Genomic DNA, 23,646 nt, shown 5'->3' on the forward strand with positions numbered 1-23,646 from the left:
AAGCGCGTGCAAACGCGCTTTTTAAAATCGTTCTAAAATACTGCGAATAAACTCAGAATTTAATATCTGTGTCACCACGCCACCGCACCACACATACGCACGATGCAAAGGGTAGCCTTTTAAAATCCAACGTTTACGCACATGATTAAAGTCATGCAAATAATCAGCCTTCGCCTGTGGTAATGAGTCACCTGCCAGTTTTTGCCACGCTTTATAAACCCCACTCATATCAGCACCACGCATAAAACGCTGTAACCAACGCGGAAAGCGTGAAAAACGAATCGCCGACTGAAAATCAATAATATAAGGCTTACCCTCTTTTGAACAAATCACATTACCCAGATTACGTAAATCAAGGTGTACCACGCCACGACGGTGCATTTTCGCTACCATACGTTCGAAGTCTTTGAAAAAACGAGCTGGCAAATGTGCTTGCTGTTGGGCAAGCTGCTTAAGTGGTGTGCCCTCAATAAAGTCATAAGCAATAGCAATTGGCGATAAACGGCAAAAATTATCTACTACTCCGTCTACATCTTGCAGGCGTGCGAGTCCCTTGTACTCTTGATTAATAAAAAGCGGCGCAATGGTTTTTCTTACCCACCAAGGACTATGCTGAAAGTCTTTGATAATGAAATCAAACTGCGAGTCTTTGTAACGATAAACTATGGCATTAGCGAACCGACCGGTATGAACAATAGACAAGCTTTCATGGCTAAATTGATGAGTAGGGAATTGAGCCTGAAGCTGCGCGAGCAAAGATGATTCGAACATAGCAACCTGTCACTTGTTAAAATTAAATGCCTAGGCAACTATATTATCAAAATGCGTCAGCGGCGACAATGTACCGCTTAGAGAAATTTATGCTTTTAAATTATGAATTGCTCTAAACAACAAGCTAGCAAGTTGATTTTGCTCTAGTTCAGAGAAGCCAGCGAGCGCTTTTCGATATATCTCATTAACTGCGGGTAAAATTTCAGGGTAAAGCTGTTGGCCTTTCTCTGTAAGACATAAAAGAGTTGAACGCCTATCTTCAACTGACTGTTTTTTAGCGACCAACCCTTTATCTTCTAGGCGAGTGATTAAACGACTCATGGCCCCACGGTCGTACACCATGTGCTCACATAGCTCAGCTAAAGTGTTTACTTTACCTCGTGCAAGTAATACCACCACAATATATTGAGCTGATGTTAGCTCTTTATCTTCAAGAGCGTTATCAAGATGCGTAACTAAGTTGGAGCGTAAATAAGACACTAAACGCCCTAAGTCTTGGACTGGGTCTAAATCTTCAGCGCGGCACTGTCCAATTGATGCAGATTCTTTCATATTTCCTCAACAAAGATTAATAGCTATTCATTGACAGTTAATACCTAAAATAATTCAATCTTAGTCATAATTGGTGTAGCGTGAGTCAGGTATTTAAACTTCGGGGGTAGTATGCTTAGTAAACAGCACATTATAAAGTATTTAGGTCTTTTTGTACTCTTGTTACTGTGCTGGTTAGAGCAGTTCCAACATTATATAATGAGTTTTATCGATAGCGCTTTAGTGCAGTCAACCGTGGTGTATGCCTCGTCTCGTACAGTTAACGCCGCTATTTCGTTATTACAATCTGCCGAAGTGGGCATTGGTATTGCGAGTATTCAGCCAGCACAACTACTTGATCCTGTTAATGATCTGGCTGAGTACATGTCAGATGCTATGCGCCTTGCAATAGGTTCACTATTTTTACAGCGAATTTTATACACGATCTCATCTGGTGTGATTTTTAATAGCGTATTTACTATTTCAGTCATTGCTTACCTTTTTTGTGAATGGCGCAATATCTATCCAAATCTCCGCCACAAACTTCTGGCAAGCCTTATTTTAATTCGCTTTCTCGTTCCCGCTATCGTCTTAAGCACAGGACTTATCAGCCAAGTTTTTTTAGATGAACAAATTAACTCACAAAGCCAACTGGTCAGTGAAAAAGTTGATACTGTCAGCGCTAATGCTACACAAACTTCTGCATTATCAGCACAACTCAAAGCTAAAGTTGATAGTCAAAAGCAAGCCGTGTTCGATAAACTCGATGTCTTGAATCAACAACAGATAACAAACCACCAGCAAGCGACTGAGTTAAAACTGCAACTGGCAGAACTGGATTCCCAGATTGACACTATTCAGTCAACACGCAGCCTTTCTGAGCGTTTAACGTTTACTGAACTTGAACAAGCTAAGCCGCTGCTCGCCAAAAAACAGCAAATAACAACTAAGCTACACGCTTTATCCGCTCAACAAGGGACACTTAATCAAGAAAAAGATGCGCTAAACCACCAACTCGTGGAAATAAATGAGCAACTCAACACAAATGATGCGAGTAAAGTGAGTAAAATTATCGACACCGTTACCACAGGGATAGGAAATATGGTTGCAGCCGTTGAAGATCTTTTTATCGACTTTCTTAACCTATTATCATTACTCATTCTCAAGTTATTGTTAATGCCACTCATCTTTTTGTATTTATTCAATAAAGCGTTTAAAGCAATTTGGCATCGCCATTTCATTGATGTATTAATTGAAACAAAAAATCGCGCTATTAATTGATTGTTTTTCGAGCTATGTTGATACTCACAATTATAAAGGAGCTAACAATGAGTAACCAACATAGTCGTCACATTCCTCAAGAAGCATTTGATTGGTACGATGAATACGCCCATGGCTTGATAGACCGCCGTACCTTTATGAAAAAACTAGGCGGCCTAGTTGCACTAGGTTATTCAATGGCTGTTCTCAGTAGTGCCTTGTTGCCAAACTATGCATTAGCTGAACAAGTCTCCTTTAATGATCCTGATATCAAAGCCAGTTATAAAACCTTCAATTCATTCAAAGGTCACGGTGAAGGTAAAGGCTATTTAGTTGAGCCCGCCAACTTATCTGACAAGCATCCTATCGTATTAGTGATCCATGAGAATAGAGGTTTAAACCCTTACATTAAAGATGTTGCACGCCGCCTTGCTAAAGCGGGTTTTATTGCCTTTGCCCCAGATGCATTGCACCCACTTGGCGGTTATCCAGGTAATGACGATGAAGGGCGTGCTATGCAGCGCTCAATGGACAGAGAAAAAATCCAACAAGATTTCGTGGCCGCCGCGAAGTACTTAAAAGAACATCCAAACAGTAATGGCAAACTAGGTGCGGTAGGCTTTTGCTTTGGCGGTTATATGGTTAACTACCTCGCTGCTGTTGAGAGCAAACTCATTAATGCTGGTGTCCCCTATTACGGCACCCCTGCTGTTAAAGAGCTTAGAGAAAACATAAAAGCACCATTACTTGTCCACTTAGCTGAATTCGATAAACGCGTGAATGATACTTGGCCAGAATATGAAAGTGACTTAAAAGCCCACCAAGTACCTTATACTATGCACATGTACGAAAAAGCGAATCATGGTTTTCATAATGACTCCACATCGCGTTACGATGAAAAACAAGCTGAGCTTTCATGGCAACGTACACTTGCATTCTTTAACGAGCAATTGATTTAATCGAGGCAATTTCATACACTCTCGGAAAAATTTGTAGGCTAGTAAAAAGATGGAATCGCAAATCAGTTACCGCTTTGACTCACAGCAAACCGCTAATCGGTTTTTAAACAAGCTTAAACACTGGTCAGTGGCTAAAGTCACCGCAAGTCTCTGCCAAGGTGGTTTCGGTGTAAAAATACGCTACGAAGTCGATAATAGCGGCTTTGACTACACCCTTGCTGAGCTTGATGATTTAGCGATGCAGCATGAAGGCGAAGAAATCTAGTTATCAAGTAGAAAAACGGCTAACCAAGGTTAGCCGTTTCGTTACTAAAGCTTTACTTATAAATCAAAGCTACGCGAGATAGACGCAACAATGCGCTCGTCTGCGGTATCCCAATCAAGGCTGGTATTTTCACCGGCAAGCTCAAAGTCAAAACCAGCAAAGCTTGTTTGATAAGCTATACGATAGTGGTTATATGACTTATCACTGCCATCCCATGTGTACTTATCACCATCAAGTGAATTTGAAATATCAAAGCTTGCACGGATTGCGTGATTTGGTGCAATTTCAAAGGTATGCGCAAGCATAGAAATTACATGCCCTGCGCCAGAACCAAAGTAATCCCAGCTATACCAAAAGTTAAGCTCAGTTTGTCCTAAGCTACTGGCATAACCAAATTTAGTATAAACCTCAGGGTAGTTACCATCGCTTGAATGACCTTCACCATGATATGAATAGTAGGCAATACCATAATCAACGCTCAATGCTTGATTAATCTGCGCGTAGTTACCAAAATACGCATCCCATTCGATATCTGTCCCCTCACCAAAATCCACATTTGAGGCCCACGTCCCCACATACATACCCGAGTCTGCAAACGCATAGTCTAGACTACCTTGAATAGCAGGATCATTTTGCGTTTGGCTCACGCCATTAAAAGTGTAATCTGATGCTAGTGTCACTGTAGTTGATAAATCAGCCATCGCTGATGTCGATAATAATGCCAATGGCAACGCTGTTGCGAGTAGTGTTTGTCTTGTTGTCATGTTGATTTCCCCTTAGCTAACTGTTTCTATTTTTGTGTAATCTAATTTGTTGTCTTTTGGTGAACCCTCGATATTTTTCACCGTTTTTAACTTGCTGTAGCCAATAAACACAGCGCAGCCAAAAAATAACGCAATCACTAACGCACCAACCCATTGGATTTGTAAAAAGTCGAACTTAAACAACAGGGTCAACAATGAAAGCGCCACCACATTTAAGGCAATATAATTAAACTTACCAAAACGTTTCACCGTTAAGTTTAGGTTATCTGTGTATAAACGGATCAAAGAATCAAGTGAGTTGATCACAAATACCACACCGACAAACACCATAGCGATGTTTTTCAGGCCTGCTGTAGCAATACCCGCTTCATGATATTGATATAAAACGCTAAACCAAATTGCGATTGGAATAGATGGGAAAATCAGCATGGCTGCCAGAACTTGGTAAGTCTTTAGGCCACCCACAAAACGCGAGGTAAATTGACCAATCATGATACTCCAAGCAAACCACCAAAATAGATAAAAGGCATGGTAATCATTCAGCGGTAATACAAATTCATCAATATTACCAAAATAACCACCAATCAACGCAAGGTTATCAACAAACGCTGATGTTTGTGCATCTGAGCCAGCAAAGGCACCAAACCACATAAAGGCAATTAAGGCGATAAACAACCAAGTAGTAGAAATACTTAAAAAGCGTACATACTTAATGTCAGTGCTCGAATACACAGCAAAGCAAATTGCTGCAAACACCATTAAGTAAAATGTCGGAATAATTGACTCACCATCACCAAGCGACGGTAAATACCAAGGTAAATTCGACAGCAGTAAAAATGCAGTAAATGCGCATGTACCAATAATAACGATGTTATTAATTAGTTTTACCCAAGCAATTTCGAAGAACTTTACTTTGGGTTCTATTACACAGAAATAAAAGCACGTAAGGAAATAAAATCCCCAGATCAAGAAGCCCCAAAAACCAAACTCAATGGCTAATGGATTGGCAAACGCATACTCTGGGCTTGCTTTTATGTCTGCATAACCTGCAAACTCTGTCAGTGGAAACATAATCAAGCCAACATCTAGGCCCGATGTAAATAAAATTGCAATGAACGTAAACGTTCTAACTGGTGTGACGCCAACACACCTTACCGTACCCCATTTAAATAAAATAACCGCAATTGCTAACAGGGTAAAAATGATGCCAGCACTAAGCCAAAAGGTCATAGTTACCCCCCCAAAATAAGTAATAATACTTCATTGTTTCTCCAGTTTTATTCCTCGCATTAACGCATCACAAACAACTCGTGATGCGCGCCACTGCAAGCCCCACAGCCGAAACTGCGGGTGGCCTTATTAGATCTCCGAACTACGCTGCGTTGATTGCCATTGTTTTTCCATAGCAACATCTGCAGTTGATGCCGATAACACAGGCTTACCTAAAATGTGGTCAGCCGCTTTTTCTGCCACCATAATGGTTGGCGCATTTAAATTACCGTTTGGAACGGTTGGGAAGATAGATGAATCCACAACCCGTAAACCTTCGATACCGTGTACTTGAGTTTGCGAGTTAACCACGGCCATCTCGTCTTCACCCATCTTGCACGAACAGGACGGATGGTAAGCACTCTCAACCGCTTGACGAACAAAAGCATCGATTTGTGCATCGCTTTGAACATCTTTACCTGGTTGAATTTCACCATCGCGATACTCATCAAACGCACTTTGTTCGATAATCTCACGAGTTAGACGTACGCAAGCTCTAAAGCCTTCAATGTCATCTTGATGCTGTAAGTAGTTAAATTGGATCTTTGGTGCGACCTGTGGATCCGCCGACTTAATCGTTACTGCACCACGGCTTTTTGGTTTGTTATGCCCAACATGCACTTGGAAACCATGCCCATCGAAGGCACTTTTACCGTCATAACGAATTGCAGCTGGTAAAAAGTGATACTGAATATCTGGCCATTCAACGCCCGGTTTTGAGCGAATGAATGCACATGATTCAAAGTGATTCGTTGCCCCTAAACCTGAGCGGTTTAATAACCAACGCGCACCTATGAGCCCTTTTGAAACAAGACCTAATTTGCCGTTTAAAGTAATTGGTTGCTTACACTTATATTGGAAGTAAAACTCCAAGTGATCTTGTAAGTTTTGGCCAACACCTGGTAAGTGATGTTTAACCTCAACACCCGCTTCACTCAGGATGTCTTTATCACCAATACCTGATAATTGCAGAATATGCGGTGAGCCAATTGGGCCCGCACTTAAAATAACGTCTTTTGCTGCAAATGCTTGCTGCTTAGAGCCAGATACTGAAAACTCAACACCAACGGCTTTTTTGCCTTCTAACAATACTTTTTCAGCTAAAGCACCAGTGACTAGCGTTAAGTTTTTACGTGACTTAACTGGGTCTAAATACTCACGGCTGGCAGAGCTTCTTACGCCATCTTTAACTGTCATATGCATTGGCCCAAAGCCTTCTTGCTGGGCTGCATTGTAGTCATCAGTCTGCGCATAACCTGCTTGCTGGCCCGCTTTGATAAAGGCTTTATAAAGCGGGTTAGCCATTTCATTACCGTTATTAACCCCTAATGGGCCATTTTCGCCACGGTAACTGTTACCACCTAAGTAGAATGATTCAGCACGTTTAAAATACGGTAAGCAAGCTTGGTAATCCCAGCCCTTAGCACCGTGTTGCTGCCACTCATCAAAATCTTTGGCATGGCCACGAACATACACCATGCCGTTAATCGATGACGAGCCACCTAACACCTTACCTCGTGGGCAGTGCATCTGGCGGTTATCTAAATACGGCTCTGGCTCAGTATGAAATTGCCATGCATATTTGTCGGTATTCATTGGGATTGATAGCGCGGTAGGCATCTTTATAAAAATGCTTTTATCGCTACCACCCGTTTCAAGTAGTAACACCTTATTAGAAGGGTCTGCTGATAGTCGGTTTGCCAACACGCAGCCTGCTGAGCCAGCACCGACTATGATGTAATCATAGTTCTGTGTACTCATTAAAATGGACTCTCTATATTGCTCATACCCACATAAATCGATTTAGTTTGGGTATAGTGATCCAAGGTTTCGATACCATTTTCACGGCCGATACCTGATTGCTTATAACCGCCTACTGGCATTTCTGCAGGTGAATTACCATAGCTGTTTATCCAACAAATACCGGCTTGTAATTGGTGGATCACGCGGTGTGCGCGCTGAATATCTTTAGTGAACACACCTGCGGCTAAGCCTAGGTGGGTATCGTTTGCACGCTGAATAACGTCATCTTCATCATCAAACACCAACACGCTCATTACTGGGCCAAAGATCTCTTCTTTCACTATGGTCATGTCGTCTTTACAGTCGACAAAAACAGTCGGTTCAACAAAGTAGCCACTAGGTGCTGATGCAGGTGACAGAGCCTTACCGCCGGTTAATAAGGTTGCACCTTCTTGAATACCTTTATCGATATAGCCAAGTACAAGCTCTTGGTGCTTTTTAGAGATAAGCGCCCCTAAATTCACCTCAGGATCCATTGGATCGCCAGCAATAATATTTTGCTCAGTGCGTGTTTTCAGCTCATCAATAAACTGCTGATAAACATTTTTGTGCACATAAATGCGCGTACAGTTAGTGCAGATTTCGCCTTGCGTATAAAAATTACCTAGCATTGCCGCACTAACAGCTTGTGATACATCAGCATCATCAAAAACTAATAACGGTGACTTACCGCCAAGCTCCATGGTCACATCTTTCAGTGAACCAGCAGCACTTGCCATTACTTTTTTGCCTGTGCCCACTTCACCAGTGAACGACACTTTTTCAATATTTGGGTTTGCTGTTAACCATTGCCCTACTTCAGCAGCACCTTGCACAACGTTGAATACGCCAGCAGGTACACCCGCTTCGATGAAAATCTCTGCAAGTTTAATTGCACCAAGTGGTGTTTCTTCAGAAGGTTTGAAAATAACCGCATTACCCGCAGCCAGTGCAGGGCCTGATTTCCAACACGCAATTTGCAGTGGGTAGTTCCATGCACCAATACCGGCACAAATACCTAAAGGCTCTTTACGTGTGTAGTAAAAATCATTGCCAACCATTTGCTGCTGACCCACTTGCGCAGGAGCAAGACCAGCAAAATATTCGATAACATCAGCACCTGTTTCAACATCGACACACTCAGCTTCTTGCCAAGGCTTACCCGTATCAAGTACTTCTACTTTTGCCAGTTCATCGTTACGTTCGCGTAAGATTGCCACGGCTTTTAATAAAATACGGCTACGCTCAATTGGCGTCATTGCAGACCATGCTGCAAACCCTTGTTTTGCGCTTTCGATTGCCGCGTTTTGAATAAACTCATCAGCGATTTCAACGTGATAAATCACTTCATCCGTTGCAGGATTCTTAACTGCAAAGGTATCGCCAGTTTGATTCTTTAGAAAATGGCCATTAATAAAATTTTCGTAAACAGGTGTGGTCATTTTAGGCTCCATACTGTTTTATCAGTGAACGAATGTAGTCTTTAGCTAATTGCTCACAATGTTCGAATTGATCTTGGTCTGACTTACTTAATACGGCTCTTAGCCATAAACCATCGATCATGGCTGCACTTAACTCAGCAGCTAAGTTGGCATCGCTATCGCTCATTAACTGTTTGAATGAACTTAATAAGTTACTAAATAAACGTTTACTATTTACGTTTTGTAAGCGATGCAACTGGGCGTCGTGCATTGAATGCGCCCAAAAGCTCAACCAGGTTTTGGTGTTATTGCTTTGCTGCTGAATGCGCGAAAAGTTTGCTTCAACGATAAACATTAATCGTTGCTCTGGGCTGGTCTGCGGCGTTACTTGATTCATCAGAGCTTGCTTTAAACTCGTCAATAAATAACGCACAGTGGCTTCAATTAAGCCCTGCTTACCACCAAAATAATGACTGATAATGCCAGACGACAAGCCTGCCTTTTTACTAATGCTATTTATGGTGGTGCCTTGCAAACCAAGCTCTGCAACCGACTCTATTGTGGCGTCAATTAACTGCTGACGACGAACAGGTTCCATTCCAACTTTCGGCATAACTTTTTATTGATTGAACGTTCAATTAAAATAAAGATTAAGGTAATCATCTTGGCAATTCAAGGTTGACAAATTGTAAACAACAACAAAACGGCATCACTCACTTCAGCTAAGCGATTGTTATTAGGCTTATTATTCGGGATATAAAAAAGTTCTAAATTTTTTCAAAATTAAGATTAAAAAGCATGAATTATGGCTAAATCATGTTAATAACGAGATTTTTATTCTTTTTCGCAGACACTATGAGATAGCACTTTGTATGTTGCTAAATTAGGCTAATTTGGTAAGTGTAGTTGCTGTGCCAGAGGTATGCACAATGCACTCAAAAAAGTACTCCATCGATGCGCTTTCGCTGTTATTAAACGAAAGCGCAACGACAAAGTACATGGGTAGATTAAAAACTTATGTTCTGGCCTCATTCATTACGGCCATGGTCCTGCTCGATTGCGATGCGTTTAACTGGTCTTTAAAGAACCACGGCGCAAATAAAGTAATAACAAACAGCGTGACTAAGCCACTAATGAGCAGCGATAAACCAACTAAGGCACCTAGGTCGATAAGGGCTTGATGCTGTGAAAATAATAACGCGATAAAGCCAATACTAAACACTAAGACATTTGCAATAATTGCGCGACCACTTACTCTCATTGCATTTACTAGTGCATGGTTAATTGTAAAACCATTCTTAATTTCATGCTGAATTCTTAATATATAGTGCACTGAATAATCAACAATCCCCAGTACTAAGAATGAAATAATGGCAGTACCAATATTTAGCTCAATATTTAACAGCGTCATAAGCGCAAAGTAGATCATCACTGTTGATAATAACGGTAGTGTTCCAGCTAAACCAAGACGTATCGATCTAAACCAAGCCATCATCACAAGTAAAACAGTTAATAATGCTATCGATGCACTGACCGTTTGACTCTTAACCAAGGCATCTAACACCGCGGTCCAAATAATAGGGGAGCCCGCGTGGGTAATGGTGACACCCTCTGGTTTATTTGCTTCGATCCACGGTAAGGTATGATCTAAAAATGCTTGATAATCATTAGCCACCGTGGTCCCTAGCGTATAGAGTAATACTGTTTTAGAGAAATCTTCACTTAATACATTCGTTACATCTGAACCACCACTATTTTCAAACATAAGAATAGACTGCCTAATAATGTCGCTCCCTGAAATGCTGATCTCATAGGGCTCTTGTGTGTCTTCATCAATCTCAATAAAGCGTTCAACATCTTCTGGTAGACGGTTATATTCAGGGTTAAAATCATTAAGCGTGTAGTTTATTCGTCTCACATAACGTGCCAGAGAATAACTATAGTTTACTGTTTCATGCTGATGGATATGCTGCTCTAAACGGTCAATGAAGTGACTGATTTCAACTGTTAAAGCGCCATTATCTTTGCCGGTATCTACTTCGATCCAACCTGGGCTCGTGCCTGCTATATGATTATTTATAAAATCATCTGAGATACGAAAATCACTTTGTTTTGGAAAATAACCAGAACCCATGTCGTCAACTCGAACCTTTGACGCTAAAAAGCCAGACCCAATAAATAAGCCAATGAAAATGACTGTAAACATTTTTCTATTTGCCATGACAGGCGTCAGTGCAGCGACTAATAATCGACTTATAAAGTACTTTTTACTAACGTCACTACTACTTTGCGCGTGCTGCTGTTTAAAAATGTCTTTTTTCGGAAAAAGAGCCAGTAATGCAGGGATTAATAAGAGTGAAATAATTAAGGCTACAAACATACCGAATGAAATGAATAACCCAAAGTTTCTGAGGCTCTCGATACTTGATGAGGTTGACACAATAAACGTTAAACACGTTGTAATTGTCGTTAAAACAACAGGAGAAGCCATGAGTATCATTGCACTGCGAATTGCAACTAAGCGTGATTTAACAATCTTTTTCTGATGATAATACTCAGCCATGACATGAATGGCATCCGATAAACAAATCGTGATTAGAAAAACAGGTAAAATAGCCGTAATTACATCCAATGGAGCGTTTACCACAGCCATCATACCCATGGTCCATATGGTACACATCACAACATTAATTAACGGGATAATAACCCCTAAAATAGTTCTGAAAAATACAGCTAAAATAACGGTTATCAACAGTAGAACAATGGGTAGCAAGGTCGCAAAATCATGGTCTATTACCTGCTTTTGAGCTGCAAAAAAGACTGGCACACCACTAATATAAATATCGTCTTTTAACTCTGGGTGAGCAATTTGATAATCTGCAACCAGTTGCTTGAATGCCTCATAGGCACGTACTTGCCCTGTTGCATCGTCTTCTAAAATACTTAACTCAACAACAATAAGCGCGACTTTGCCATCTGGAGAGATTGGGCCATATTCGATTAACTCATTATCTATGACTGCATTTTTTACGAACTCGATATCTTGATTTCGCTTATTCACCGTTTCTTGTGCGAACATAGTGCCGTATTCGTCTAAAAATACATTTTCAGTCGACGACAATCCTGCCATTTCTCTTACAGGGTCTACTCGCTCGACAAACACACTTAAGTTGCGTTGCTGTTTAGTTGTTAACTGCCACTCAACTGCGCGATTAAGCAATTCACGCGCAATCAAACCATCACTTGGGGTCATACCATCTGCAAGAATTTCATCAATACTTGCCACTAACTCGCTATTTTCAGGATGATCAGCTTTAAGATCTTGAAGCATTTGAGCATCTGTTTCATCAACATAGTTCATTCGCTCTGCGGCACGAGATAAGTCAAAAATAGCGTTAATTGATGCCTGATTAAACACAGTATCTTCGTTATGCAAAGCGATCATGACAGAGTCATATGTTCCGGTAAACTCATCGCGCAAATCAAAAATAGTACTGCGTGCAGGGTGATCTTTAGGTAAAAAGTAAGGGTTGTTATCCTCACTGAGATTAGCCGAAGCGATAAAAAAATAAACGGTAATAAGCGACAATATCGCCAGTATCGATTTTGGATATTTAAAAACAAAATCTAGGTATTTCTCTAACATTTCAGTGTCCTATTATAACTCAGAGATTTTAGTTAACTCTGCGACATCGCTGTCTTTTATGCCTCTTTTAAGCTTTGATTTTCTAAAAATTGCATCATCAACACCTTGGTTATAAAGGGTTTCATGAAATAGAAAAGTGCTCTTTTTATTCTCTACAAAGTTGCTCATCGTAGATGCCGTGATGGTCCATATGTCTTGTACTTTCTCAACCTTATCGATATCTAACTGCTTAAAAAGAATACCTTTTGCGTCATAGTACTGCTGTTTAAGAATTAACTTTCTTTGTTTATCAACCCACGTAACCAGTTTGTAATAACCTGACTTATTAATCACATCCTGAGACTTCGGCTCTCGCTCGATGACATAGGTTTCAACACCATCTAGCATGTCAGTTTTTATAACTTTTGAGTCAAAATCTGTTACGCGTAGCTTATCGAGGTCGTAATAAGAATATTCACTGCCCATAAATGCACCGCGTTTATCAGTAGCAGATATACGCCTTACTTTTCTAAATGCAGGCAAGTACATCCACTGCTCGTCTTCTTGAGCTGTTCCTTCTTCGAAGCTACGCATCAAAAAGCTAATATCTCTCACATCCGCAGGAGCTTTTATGGCGAGCACCATTACTTCGTCTTTTTCGATATCCTTTTGCAACATGTAAAACTGACGCTGATTAAGCACGCTATCTTCACTTAGAGTGCGAAGCGTCACTGTTGATAAATAGTCTTTGCCATCATTACGATCACGCACTTGTTGTAAGATTTTATCTGCATCCTCAGCATACGTTGCTGCACTAAATACAATACTCATTGAGGCTAAAAAGCATGTTAGTTTCATTTTCTCTCCTTAAAAATAATAAGTTGCAGCTAACCAAATACGATCACGCTGCTGCTGGGCACCTAAGTAGTTTTCTTGATCACCTTCAATAAGATCGAGATTTAGCTTTAAAACCCACTGTTGATTAGGTTTATAAGTTAACTTAAGTTGAGATAGGGCTCCGCCACCCTGATTGTCGAGGTAACTGACTGCTGCGCGAATATAGAGCTGATTGGCAAAGAAACCTCTCTCTGCGGAAGCAGTGTAAATGGGTGCAGATTTTGGAATAAGATAAGAGGGCTGCCATCCATTGAGGATGCGGTCAGTAAACTGTACCGTAGTCGTCCAGTCTTTATAGCGGTAATCAAGCCCTATTAAGGCTTCTAGCTTGTTAACGTTTTTAAAAGATAAGTCACTGTCATTCACTGTGTAATTATCAAAATAAGCAAACTCAGTCCGCAGCACAAATGCATCTATGGGTTTGCTTAAACTCGTACCAAGCATAGAGAACTTTTCATATGAATAAAGCGTGCGCTCGCTTGGCGACAAAGTGACGACAGGATCATCTTGATACCCGTGAAAAGCATAAAGGCTAACATCTGTGGCTAACGCGAATGTACTGTAACGTAAGCCTAATTCATATTTACCCCACTGTGTCTGCTCACTATTGGGGTAATAATTATTACCGAACTCGGCTCTGGATGCAGGATACTCATTACTCAGCTGTTGAAGCGTGGTGATAACGTTTAGCGTGTCACCATTTTCATACTCATAATCAAGCTTGAACATTGGCACAGCTAAACGATAATCATCTATATCGAAAAAGATAAAGTCTTTATAATCTAACGGGTTAATAACATCGACAACTCGTAAGTCATCCGCTTCACCCCATACAACTTTCTGATAACCAAACGACCAAAAGCGATTACTTATTTCACCGGAAATATACGCTTCTTCGATAATTGCTCGCGATTCATATTGGTCTTGAGCTTCAATACTGAAGCGATCATTGTTGTTATACACAAAGTCATGCTCGACTCTTCCGTCAAAAGTGAAATCTATATTTTCTGTGCTAAATTCCAGCTTTGTTGCTAACTCGACTCTTTGCTCAGTTGCATAATGTTCTGAGACGTTATAGCCAAAGCTGGTGGTTAAATTAGGTTGAATATATAAGTTTGCATAACTACTCGCGCTAGCACTGCCCATTACGATTAATGCTAACCACCGCATGAACTGCCTCCATCAATAATCAGAGATTGCGCAGTGATCATGCGCGCCTGCTGCGAACATAAAAAGTAAGTACTGTCGGCAATATCGCTACTTTGCACATAGGCACGCATCGGTATACGTTTTTTTGCTTTTCGCATTACCTGGTCTAAGGTCGAGCCAACCATATCAGCCTGCTTTTGCAGCTCACTTCTTAAAAGCGGTGTATCAACATAGCAAGGTAAAATAGCGTTGACACGAATACCATGCCTTGCCCAGTCCATTGCCAAACCTTTCATCATCCCTAACTGCGCATGCTTTGAACTGCAATAAGCTGTGTTTCGAAGGTTGCCCATTTTTCCTAGGATTGAAGAGATGAATAAAACCGCGCTTCCCTTTGCTAGCTTATTTTCACATTGAGCAATAATTGACTGACAACTAGTGACATTGACATCCATTACACGGGCAAAAATATCCCGTTCAGAAATTTCGTTCTCATCGGCAATACCATGGCTCAATACAATGGCTTCTAACTGACTCAGAGGTTGCAGCGCATCAGTTAGCTGCGAGTAATAGTCTTGGCTTGTTAAATCGGCAATGATTGCAATAAAAATAATGTCTTTATCACGGTATTTATGTCGCATTTCATGTAACTTCACTTCATCTTTATCAAGTGCAATAACATAGCGACATCCCTGTTCTATAAACTTATCTACACACGCTGCGCCAATACCGTTAGCAGCTCCTGTTACAAGTACTGAATTAATTACGTTTTCCATTTCTTACCTTAACAACATCCCGCCATTAACATTAAATACTTCCCCCGAAATAAACTCAGCCTGTTGGCTTGCCAAATAGGCAACCAACGCACTGATATCTCGGGGCTTCCCAAGTCGCTTACTTAACAGTTTCGACTTTGCTTGCTGCTCATTTCCTTTTAGTAAATCAGACACCATATCTGTTTCAATGATGCCAGGAGCAATACAGTTGACCCGTATATTTTTTCGGGCAACTTCCACCGCTAGGGCTCGTGTAAAGCCCTCAATACCCGCTTTACTTGCAGCGTAATTTGTTTGCCCTGGGTTGGGTTTAGTTGCTGAAATCGATGACATGTTAATAATGCAACCTTGCTTTTGTGGCAGCATTATCTTGAGCGCCGCTTGCGCACATAAAATAGGCGCAATAAGGTTCACGTGAATAACCTGTTCAAGCTCTTCTTGGCTCATCATTGCAAGGAGATTATCTTTCGTAATACCGGCATTATTCACAAGTAAATCCAAACCAAACTGTGCTGTGCTTAAGCTATCAAAAAAGCTGTTTATGCTTTTAGCATCAAACAAATTTAACGGTTGGCAAAAGACCTTAGCGCCCAAAGCAACAAGCTCTTCATGTAAATTACTCGCGTGAATTTCATCCCGAAAGCCAAATGCAATGTCATACCCTTGCGCTGCTAGATGTAGGGCTATGTCACGACCAATGCCACGAGTTGCTCCTGTAACACAGGCTACAGGGCGCGCTTTAAAATTATCTAAGTGCTGAGTCATTACATTGACCCCTCATTTTTACTTCCGGCTAGGGTAAATCCGTGACGTGAAGCCATCGCTAAAATTTCATCGACTTGCGATTTGCATAAATCACCATAAGAGTAATGTTGCTGGACACCTTCTAAACCTAGAATCACAGACTCAGCCATACATGCATATATTTGCCCTTGGCTAAGATAAGCACGTGCTCTGCCATCAAGAGACTCTCCATTTGGCGTACCAACAATTCCACCGCGAATACAGGTTATATCTGGGCGTAGCGCCAAATCATTCTCACTTAAGTTATGTGGAATAGAGACATCACAGATAAGGGCATTTTTGGGGAGCTTTTGCACATCTAAAATAGCTTCAGATGCATTAGTGGCACACATAATAAGTGAGCAGTCATAGGCCTCACTGATGTCATCGGCAATAACAACAAGCCCTTCTTTACTTTGACTAAATAATTCAAATAACGCAGCGGGTAAATCTACAGGTGCCGCTGCTTCATCAGCCAACCATTGTTGGCATTTGGGGTGTTCAGCAACCACTTTAACGATTCCTGTAAGCGGAGCTTGTGATTTCACCATCTGCCAAATATCGCTGTAGATTTTATATGCCGCTTTTAGTAGGCGCTTTTTCGACCCCATTCGAGCGCTTCCAATCAACACTAACTGCTGGCAGTGCTCAGTCATAATTGTGGCGTAAACTGAGCCAATATTTCCTGCTGAGCCTATCACCGCGACTTTATCAATCTGCATATCGTGGCTTTCAATATGCTCTAGTACTGCGAGTTTCGTCATCCCCACCGTCAGTGCATTACCCGACGTTAAGGCTATATCTGTTGCGCGGATAGACTTACAATTATTGGTCACAACAGACGTAAACATGCCAAAACCTGCCACACTACAGCCATCTTGTTGTGCTGTTTGCGCGCGCTCACTCACTGCACGTCGAATAGCATCAAGCTCATTATTTTCTAACATGACACTAATTTGTTCTGACGTGACTGATAAGGGATACAGGATAAAATCCACCGTTTTACCCGTTACCGAAGTCATTCTCATAGGCGGGAACGGCACGACTCGCCAGTCAAAACCTAAACGCTCAATAAGTAGCTTTGCCTCAACATCAGGCACCCCTTCCATTGCAGGGTCGACTTGCCAAATCCAATCGGCAGAAATTAGGTGGTTTACAAAAGCCACTTTAACGTCAGCGGGTGTGTGGGTTTGAGCTAAATTGGCATAAAATGCTCGGTAATCAGCAAGCTCTGTACGCGAAGAACGCACCTCTGCCGAGGTCGTTAGATGCTTTAAGAAGTGATAGCTATCTTGGTTTTTTAATACCTCACATACATCATGCAGGCCAGCAATAAGCTGACTCAGTTCTTGTTCTGTTATATGGATTGTTGGTTCTAGTCGTAAAACATTTGGCGCACTAGAAGATGGCGCTACACGGATATTATAATTATTAAATAAATACCCAGTAATCATGTAGCCCATGAAACCCTGATACACGATTGATTTTAACCAAATTGAATCAAGCGGCATGTCGGCATTAAACTCAATACCGATGAGTAAGCCCCTACCGCGTATGTCTTTAATAATATCAGGATAAATATTTTGTAGTTCACCAAGGCGCGCTTTAATTGCCTCACCTTGCTGCTTAATGGCTGCCAATAAATTTAAGTTTGGATCATAAAGCTCGTCTAAAAATGCAAGCGCGATGTTGGCACTGTGGTCATCTTCGCCAAATGTTGAACTTTGGATGATATCAAAACCTGCTTGATACTTACTTTTGCATATCGCAACAAGGCCTATTTTAGCAACCCCGCCCGCAAGCGCTTTTGAAAGCACAATATAATCCGCTTTCAAATCAATCTGACTACCTGCAGTTAATGCCCCACAGCGACCTGAACCTGACTGAATTTCATCACTTATAATAGGACAACCAAGTGTTTGGCTAAGTTTTTTTAAACACTGACTATGTTCTGATGTTAAGCAATGAATCCCCCCCTCACCTTGTACGGGTTCGACAAGCAGTGCAGTAGCCAGTCGCAATGGTTCAATGCTAACTTTTACTGTGTGACCTTTGATTTTAGGCAGTAATAAAGTGGCATTATGCTTGTCGTTAAGCATAGCTGCTGCATAATCAAGTTCGTTTAACGGTAAAAACTCTGCTTGCACACCAAGGTGTGCAAATGGTGCCCGATACATCTCCCCATGAGTAAGTTGTATCGACGTCATCAATTTACCGTGAAATGCATTTTTAAGAACAATAAAATAAGGCTGAATATTTAACTGTTGCTCATTAAATTCTCCCACAGCAGTGACAAAATCACTCAATGTTGCCTCTTCGCTCAAATTTAACAGCTCTCGCTGCGCCACACTGAGTTCTAACTTACCTTCTGTTGGCAACCGTTTTATTTGTGACAGAGCAAATTGCATTTCTTCTATTAATTGCTGCGTTTCACTACGGCGTGCCATTTCAGCATGCTTAATGGCAACCTCTATCGATTCAGCCCCAGTACTTGTAAAAGAGAAATAAAAATCTTCCTGTTGATTATTTTCTTCTTTTAAAAGTGCATTTAATCGTTCAGCGAGTTTGCTCGCGGCATCGCGAACAGAAAACTGGTTGTGGAATGCAACTTGGTGCTGAAAGTTTTTCATCGCAGCATCTATCATACGAGGATGATTATGGCCAATTAACGCAGCACCATAACCACCAAGAAAATCAATAATAGCTTGCTCATTTCCTTGCTCATCTAAATAGAATAAGGTGCCTTTTTCTGCACGATGAAAAACTCTATCCAACCCCATCGCATAAATGCCATGGTTTAGTGATGGCTTACAATATTGACTATAACGATTCATTTTCAATCCTAACAAATGAGTAAAAACCAGCTTGGTCGTAATTCACACACACGCCTGTAGAGTGATTTTGTTTGCGAAGTGTTGATAAATTGCAGGCTACTGAGGTAACAATCCCTGGGCATATGTCCGAGCCGCTGTAACTATTAAGGTGATGGTTTGCGACATTACAAGAGGCTAATGCATCAGCTAAAAGACGATTTTTACCTTTAGCCGACTCAATGTAATAACTTAAAAAATGGCTTGGTTTAACGTATTCAGCTATGAGCGTGTTTAATTGCTCAGTATTTAAATGATAACCACTTGCTAAAATGCTTAGCCTTGCTATGGCTTTGTGACCTGTTTTTGAAAGCCACTCTTCGCTTGCCAAAATTAACGTAGTAGCGCCATTTGTGACCTCTTCTGCCACTTCAGACTCAGTGTCTTGTAACCACTTTGCCAATGGGTCATTGCTATTTCCTGCAACTGCAACAATAGCGAGCTGACATTCACCAGCTTCAATGGCGACTATCGCTTCTTGTAATGCGCCAAATGCACCAAGTTGATCTCGAATAAACGCACATGCATCTCCATTTAATTGCCAGTTCAACCCCGAAATACCCAACAAGTTATTGTTCAGGGCATTGGTAATTAAAAATGGATTAACTCGCTCACTAGACCATAATGCTTTAAAGGTCTGGGCGGCTGAATCCGCGCTCTCGGGTAATGCCGCACTAAACTCTGAATAAAATGGGCTACCATAACCCGTTTGAGACGTGTATATACCAACCTCTGTAGCACGCTCAGCCAAACTGATATGTGCCAAAGCCTGTGAAGTGGCTGTTAATGAATTAATTGCAGCAGGTGCCATATAACGCTTAAGCTTACGAGGCACGGCAATGTGTTCTGGTTGGTTATCAAACAGTAAAGAAAATTCACTGTCAGCAAAACTACTCGCTACCCCAACCAGTGCAACAGAACTTAAATGACTATCCATAGTACCTCGCAATAGCTAACGACGCGTTTATTCCACCAAACCCGAATGAATTTGATAGCGCATGGTCAATGCTGGCCTCTCGCCCTTTCCCCATCACATAATCTAAATCGAGTCCCTCATCGGGTTGTGTTAGGTTAATGGTGGCTGGCATGAACTGATCACGAATGGCAAGGACTGTTGCAATTGCTTCTGGCGCACCAGCGGCCGCAATCCAGTGACCTATCATTGATTTTGTAGACGATACACTTAATGACGTTGCATGCTGACCGAAAACCGATTTAATTGCTTTTGTTTCAATGACATCATTTAAAGGAGTGGATGTACCATGAGCATTTATATACTGTACATTTTGAGCACCAATACCGGCACTTTGTAACGCCCCCTCCATTGCACTTATCGCCCCTAATCCTTCAGGGTGGGGAGCGGTGACTTTGTAAGCATCTAAAGAGCTACCGTAACCGGTAATTTCAGCATAAATATGGGCACCACGGGCCTTTGCATGCTGCTCACTTTCAAGTACCAACATGGCACCGCCTTCACCCGCTACTAGTCCTGCACGATCTTGATCGAACGGCCGACAAAGTTGATTCGCAAAACGCTGTGTTTCTGCTGTGGCACCTAATAGATGTAATGCAGATAGAGTACGAATGCTCAATACAGAATCAGCACCTCCGCATAACATGACCGATGCTTCACCTCGCTTGATTGCACGATATGCAAGACCTATAGCTTGAGTTGCCCCTGCACAGGCGCCACTCACATTGCAAATAAATCCTGACGTATTCAATTGTTCAGCCAAGGTGGTTGCCAATACATCATTGCTGCATCTAATACCTGAAAAACGCTTTATTGCCTGCTCTCGCTCAGCCAATGCATAGTTCATGATATCTGCTTTTGGCTGCTCAGCGAGGGCCAGTAATGATGCGTCATCAAGCTCAGGTACCCCACTACACACAGCAATCCCTGCTTGACTCAACTCATTTTCAAGACGTGCGTCGTTAATTGCTTCTTTAGCGGCAATAAGTGCATAAATTGCACGTCTTTCGATGTGTTTTGGTAACTCAAAATCAACCAATTCCTCTGCCACCAACGCTTGTGTATCTTGCTTAATTGTTGCACCGTGCTGAACAGGAAAGCCTTCAGCTCCAGGAGGATGCCAAGCATCAACAGCATTTTCACCTGCCTTTACAGCAGACCAAAATGAATCAACGCCAACACCAAATGGGCTAAGCACTCCCAGTCCAGTGACCACTACTCGATTAGTCATTGTTAGCCTCTATCAAAAACATTCCAAATTCAGCATGATCACCAAACGCAATCACGATAACGAAGCCCTGTTCGGCGTCTTGCAAATAGCTCAATGCACTATTGCACGCTATTGCTGTAGCTGCAGCCATGGTGTTGCCAACGTAACTATCCAATACAACCGCCCTGCTTTTAAGCTCATCACCTAATGCATGTAACGTAATATCTTGTTGCTCAAGGTTTGCTCCAACAAGGATAACTTTTACAACGTGCTGATTTTCTATTAAAGGTGAACCCGTTATGCGATTAACCTGTTCGGTGAGTGCATGTGCATTATTTTGTAGGCGAGCTCGATATGCTTGACGCATAACACCTATCGCAGCGTGCTGATTTAAACGGGGTTCATCGCTGGCAATAAAAAAACTTGCCGCTTCACTTAGCCAGTAATTGTCTTGATTAGCCCAGATTGACTCATAGGCAAGTAAAGACCAAGGCGTTATCTTTTGACTCCCGCCACCACATAAAGCATGTTTCAAACGCCCTTCAGCAATCGCAAAGTAGCCCTCACATAGGGCATTTAAGCCCGCGCTCAGTAATGGCGAAAAACTCATATTTTCACCAGTAATACCAGCCAATTGTGCAATATGGCTGGTAGCACTAGAGTTGAGTAACGCTAAACAAACAAGCGGCCGCCTCTCTTCTAACATTGCGGTAGCTAAGCACTCAGCAGTCGGTTCTTGAACGAGCTCAGGATTGTCCTCTTCATCGCAGTCAACGGTTCCTAAACCGATAAATAATCCCGCTTTATTCTGTGGCTCATTAAAATAAATTCGCCACGTTCTTACGCCACTTGCAATAAGCCAACGAGCTTGACGCTCACTGGTTTTACGTACCATGCGCTCAGCGCCAACATCCTTGAGATTTTCGTCTGCTAGCGTAGAAATAAAAATGGAGTGATTAATTAAATCAGCACTTTCAAAAGGCGTACTCATTAATCTGCCTTTATGAGTGAGTAGTGATTCTAATGATGTATTCTGCGCCAGCAGTGTCTCACCTTGAAATAAGTACACAGGCTTTAACATGCGCTATCCCTCGCTAAAACAATGCTTGTATTTACTCCTCCAAAACCAAACGAGTTACTAAGCAAATAATTGATTGCTTTAGGTGTCGCACTCTTCACAACACTCACCTTTGCATCATCATCGCCAAGGGATTCAAAGTTTAAGGTCGGCAGCATGACTTGGTTTTTTATACTCAATGCAGATAAAACCACTTCAATTGCACCACTCCCTGCCAATGAATGCCCTAACGCTGACTTTGTTGAAGTAACAGGCGTATGGCTGCCAAAGACCTGTTCAATAGCACGACTTTCAGCACTGTCATTACTCTTGGTTGAGGTACCGTGTGCGCTAATATGGTCAATGTCCTCAGCACTGACACAGCTATTTTCAAGGGCTGCTTGCATGCACTGTGCATAAAACTTACCGCTGGGTTCAGTCGAGGTCATTTTATAAGATTCGGTACATCGATGAGCGCCGCAAACATATGCATAAATAGACGCACCTCTTTGCTTTGCCGACGCTTCACTCTCGAGTACAACAAAGGCTGCTCCATCAGCAAGCACGACTCCTGCACGATTGCTATCAAAAGGTCTTGATACTTCACTCGCACAATTAAATAATTGCGCTTGATTGAGCGCGCCTATATTTTTGAAGAGCAACTGCATGACGGGTTGTGTTCCAAAATCGGCTGCACCACATAATGCGATATCTAAAGCACCACGTGAGACTTGCCTAAAACCAGAGATCAAACTTGATGCACCTGCCGCACAAGCATCGGCACAAGATGTCACTGGCCCACCAATTTCGAAGTGTTCAACCATATCCGCGACAACCGTTTGCGGATTGTAATAATCCACACTCTCTGGCGATTGATAGGGTAATTTTTCGCTTGCCGCTTTTTGTTGAGCAAGCTGATGTACTAGATCAACTGTTGGCAGTATTTTGTTAGTACCAAAATAAAGACCAGCTTGACGAAGTTGGTCTGGGTTTAAATCAGCATCTTTTACTGATTTAGTTAACGCATCAAATCCCGCAAATCCAGATGGTGCTACCCTAGTTTGATCAAGTGATGTGTACCGACTTTGCAGCTGAGTAACTTCTTCATCGCTAATACGACTACTGGCGACGCCCTCGATCCCCATTCCTTTTAAAATATGGTCATCTGTAATAAGAGACTGACCAGACTCTAAAGTTGCAAACAACGTATGAGGGTCTTGGTGATTTTTAACAGTTACGCCAATCCCTGTAATAACAACCTTGTGCATGAGTTTTCCCTAACAA

At 41.7% G+C, this 23,646-nt stretch carries 20 protein-coding genes; 3 read left to right on the forward strand and 17 right to left on the reverse strand.

Annotation, left to right across the window (positions count from 1 at the left end):
• Window positions 1-21 precede the first annotated feature (21 nt).
• A complete protein-coding gene (locus LY624_RS12685; protein WP_341803124.1) occupies window positions 22-771 on the reverse strand; it encodes an RIO1 family regulatory kinase/ATPase domain-containing protein in 750 nt (249 codons plus the stop codon).
• A gap of 87 nt (window positions 772-858) precedes the next feature.
• Window positions 859-1,323, reverse strand: a complete 465-nt coding sequence (locus LY624_RS12690; RefSeq protein WP_130150404.1) for a MarR family winged helix-turn-helix transcriptional regulator — start codon at window positions 1,321-1,323, stop codon at window positions 859-861.
• Between the two features lie 111 nt (window positions 1,324-1,434).
• Here LY624_RS12690 and LY624_RS12695 point away from each other — a divergent pair, with 111 nt between their 5' ends.
• Genes LY624_RS12695 through LY624_RS12705 form a run of 3 tightly spaced genes read left to right on the forward strand, consistent with a single transcriptional unit; the run spans window position 1,435 to window position 3,786 of the window.
• Window positions 1,435-2,583 (forward strand): hypothetical protein, encoded by a 1,149-nt coding sequence (locus LY624_RS12695; RefSeq protein WP_341803125.1) that lies wholly within the window; start codon window positions 1,435-1,437, stop codon window positions 2,581-2,583.
• 47 nt (window positions 2,584-2,630) lie between these two features.
• Window positions 2,631-3,521: a dienelactone hydrolase family protein gene (locus LY624_RS12700; protein ID WP_237118090.1), complete on the forward strand. Its 891-nt coding sequence runs from the start codon at window positions 2,631-2,633 to the stop codon at window positions 3,519-3,521.
• Between the two features lie 49 nt (window positions 3,522-3,570).
• Window positions 3,571-3,786: a hypothetical protein gene (locus LY624_RS12705; RefSeq protein WP_237118089.1), complete on the forward strand. Its 216-nt coding sequence runs from the start codon at window positions 3,571-3,573 to the stop codon at window positions 3,784-3,786.
• A 56-nt stretch (window positions 3,787-3,842) separates the two neighbouring features.
• Here LY624_RS12705 and LY624_RS12710 read toward each other — a convergent pair whose 3' ends face one another.
• From LY624_RS12710 to LY624_RS12780, 15 genes are all read right to left on the reverse strand, one after another.
• Complete coding sequence (locus LY624_RS12710) at window positions 3,843-4,550, reverse strand: TorF family putative porin (RefSeq protein WP_237118088.1); 708 nt, start codon at window positions 4,548-4,550, stop codon at window positions 3,843-3,845.
• Window positions 4,551-4,562: 12 nt separating this feature from the next.
• Window positions 4,563-5,780, reverse strand: coding sequence for a BCCT family transporter (locus tag LY624_RS12715; RefSeq protein WP_341803126.1), 1,218 nt, complete (start codon window positions 5,778-5,780; stop codon window positions 4,563-4,565).
• A 129-nt stretch (window positions 5,781-5,909) separates the two neighbouring features.
• Window positions 5,910-7,580 carry a choline dehydrogenase gene (gene betA, locus LY624_RS12720; protein ID WP_341803127.1) on the reverse strand — a complete coding sequence of 557 codons (1,671 nt, stop codon included), beginning with the start codon at window positions 7,578-7,580 and terminating at the stop codon, window positions 5,910-5,912.
• Complete coding sequence (betB, locus tag LY624_RS12725) at window positions 7,580-9,043, reverse strand: betaine-aldehyde dehydrogenase (RefSeq protein ID WP_341803128.1); 1,464 nt, start codon at window positions 9,041-9,043, stop codon at window positions 7,580-7,582. The genes betA and betB overlap by 1 nt, the downstream gene beginning before the upstream one ends.
• Window position 9,044: 1 nt before the next feature.
• Window positions 9,045-9,635 (reverse strand): transcriptional regulator BetI, encoded by a 591-nt coding sequence (betI, locus tag LY624_RS12730; protein ID WP_054554307.1) that lies wholly within the window; start codon window positions 9,633-9,635, stop codon window positions 9,045-9,047.
• A gap of 402 nt (window positions 9,636-10,037) precedes the next feature.
• A complete protein-coding gene (locus tag LY624_RS12735) occupies window positions 10,038-12,668 on the reverse strand; it encodes an efflux RND transporter permease subunit (RefSeq protein WP_341803129.1) in 2,631 nt (876 codons plus the stop codon).
• Window positions 12,669-12,680: 12 nt separating this feature from the next.
• Window positions 12,681-13,505 (reverse strand): outer membrane lipoprotein-sorting protein, encoded by an 825-nt coding sequence (locus tag LY624_RS12740; RefSeq protein ID WP_062569627.1) that lies wholly within the window; start codon window positions 13,503-13,505, stop codon window positions 12,681-12,683.
• A gap of 9 nt (window positions 13,506-13,514) precedes the next feature.
• A complete protein-coding gene (locus LY624_RS12745) occupies window positions 13,515-14,714 on the reverse strand; it encodes a DUF1302 family protein (protein ID WP_130150396.1) in 1,200 nt (399 codons plus the stop codon).
• Entirely contained in the window at window positions 14,702-15,469 is a 768-nt protein-coding gene (locus tag LY624_RS12750; RefSeq protein ID WP_341803130.1) for an SDR family NAD(P)-dependent oxidoreductase, read from the reverse strand. The genes LY624_RS12745 and LY624_RS12750 overlap by 13 nt, the downstream gene beginning before the upstream one ends.
• A 3-nt stretch (window positions 15,470-15,472) precedes the next feature.
• Complete coding sequence (gene fabG, locus LY624_RS12755; RefSeq protein ID WP_130150394.1) at window positions 15,473-16,234, reverse strand: 3-oxoacyl-ACP reductase FabG; 762 nt, start codon at window positions 16,232-16,234, stop codon at window positions 15,473-15,475.
• A complete protein-coding gene (locus LY624_RS12760) occupies window positions 16,234-19,086 on the reverse strand; it encodes an aminotransferase class III-fold pyridoxal phosphate-dependent enzyme (RefSeq protein ID WP_341803131.1) in 2,853 nt (950 codons plus the stop codon). Before LY624_RS12760 ends, fabG begins: the two co-directional genes overlap by 1 nt.
• The gene (locus LY624_RS12765; protein ID WP_341803132.1) at window positions 19,073-20,059 is read right to left on the reverse strand and encodes a hypothetical protein; all 987 of its coding nucleotides are present in this window, start codon (window positions 20,057-20,059) and stop codon (window positions 19,073-19,075) included. The genes LY624_RS12760 and LY624_RS12765 overlap by 14 nt, the downstream gene beginning before the upstream one ends.
• Window positions 20,052-21,326, reverse strand: a complete 1,275-nt coding sequence (locus tag LY624_RS12770; protein ID WP_341803133.1) for a beta-ketoacyl-[acyl-carrier-protein] synthase family protein — start codon at window positions 21,324-21,326, stop codon at window positions 20,052-20,054. The genes LY624_RS12765 and LY624_RS12770 overlap by 8 nt, the downstream gene beginning before the upstream one ends.
• Complete coding sequence (locus tag LY624_RS12775; RefSeq protein ID WP_341803134.1) at window positions 21,319-22,386, reverse strand: beta-ketoacyl synthase N-terminal-like domain-containing protein; 1,068 nt, start codon at window positions 22,384-22,386, stop codon at window positions 21,319-21,321. Before LY624_RS12775 ends, LY624_RS12770 begins: the two co-directional genes overlap by 8 nt.
• Window positions 22,380-23,630, reverse strand: a complete 1,251-nt coding sequence (locus LY624_RS12780) for a beta-ketoacyl-[acyl-carrier-protein] synthase family protein (RefSeq protein ID WP_237118076.1) — start codon at window positions 23,628-23,630, stop codon at window positions 22,380-22,382. The genes LY624_RS12775 and LY624_RS12780 overlap by 7 nt, the downstream gene beginning before the upstream one ends.
• Window positions 23,631-23,646: the final 16 nt, after the last annotated feature.

The organism is Pseudoalteromonas sp. N1230-9 (genome assembly GCF_032716425.1).
Taxonomy (GTDB): Bacteria; Pseudomonadota; Gammaproteobacteria; order Enterobacterales; family Alteromonadaceae; genus Pseudoalteromonas.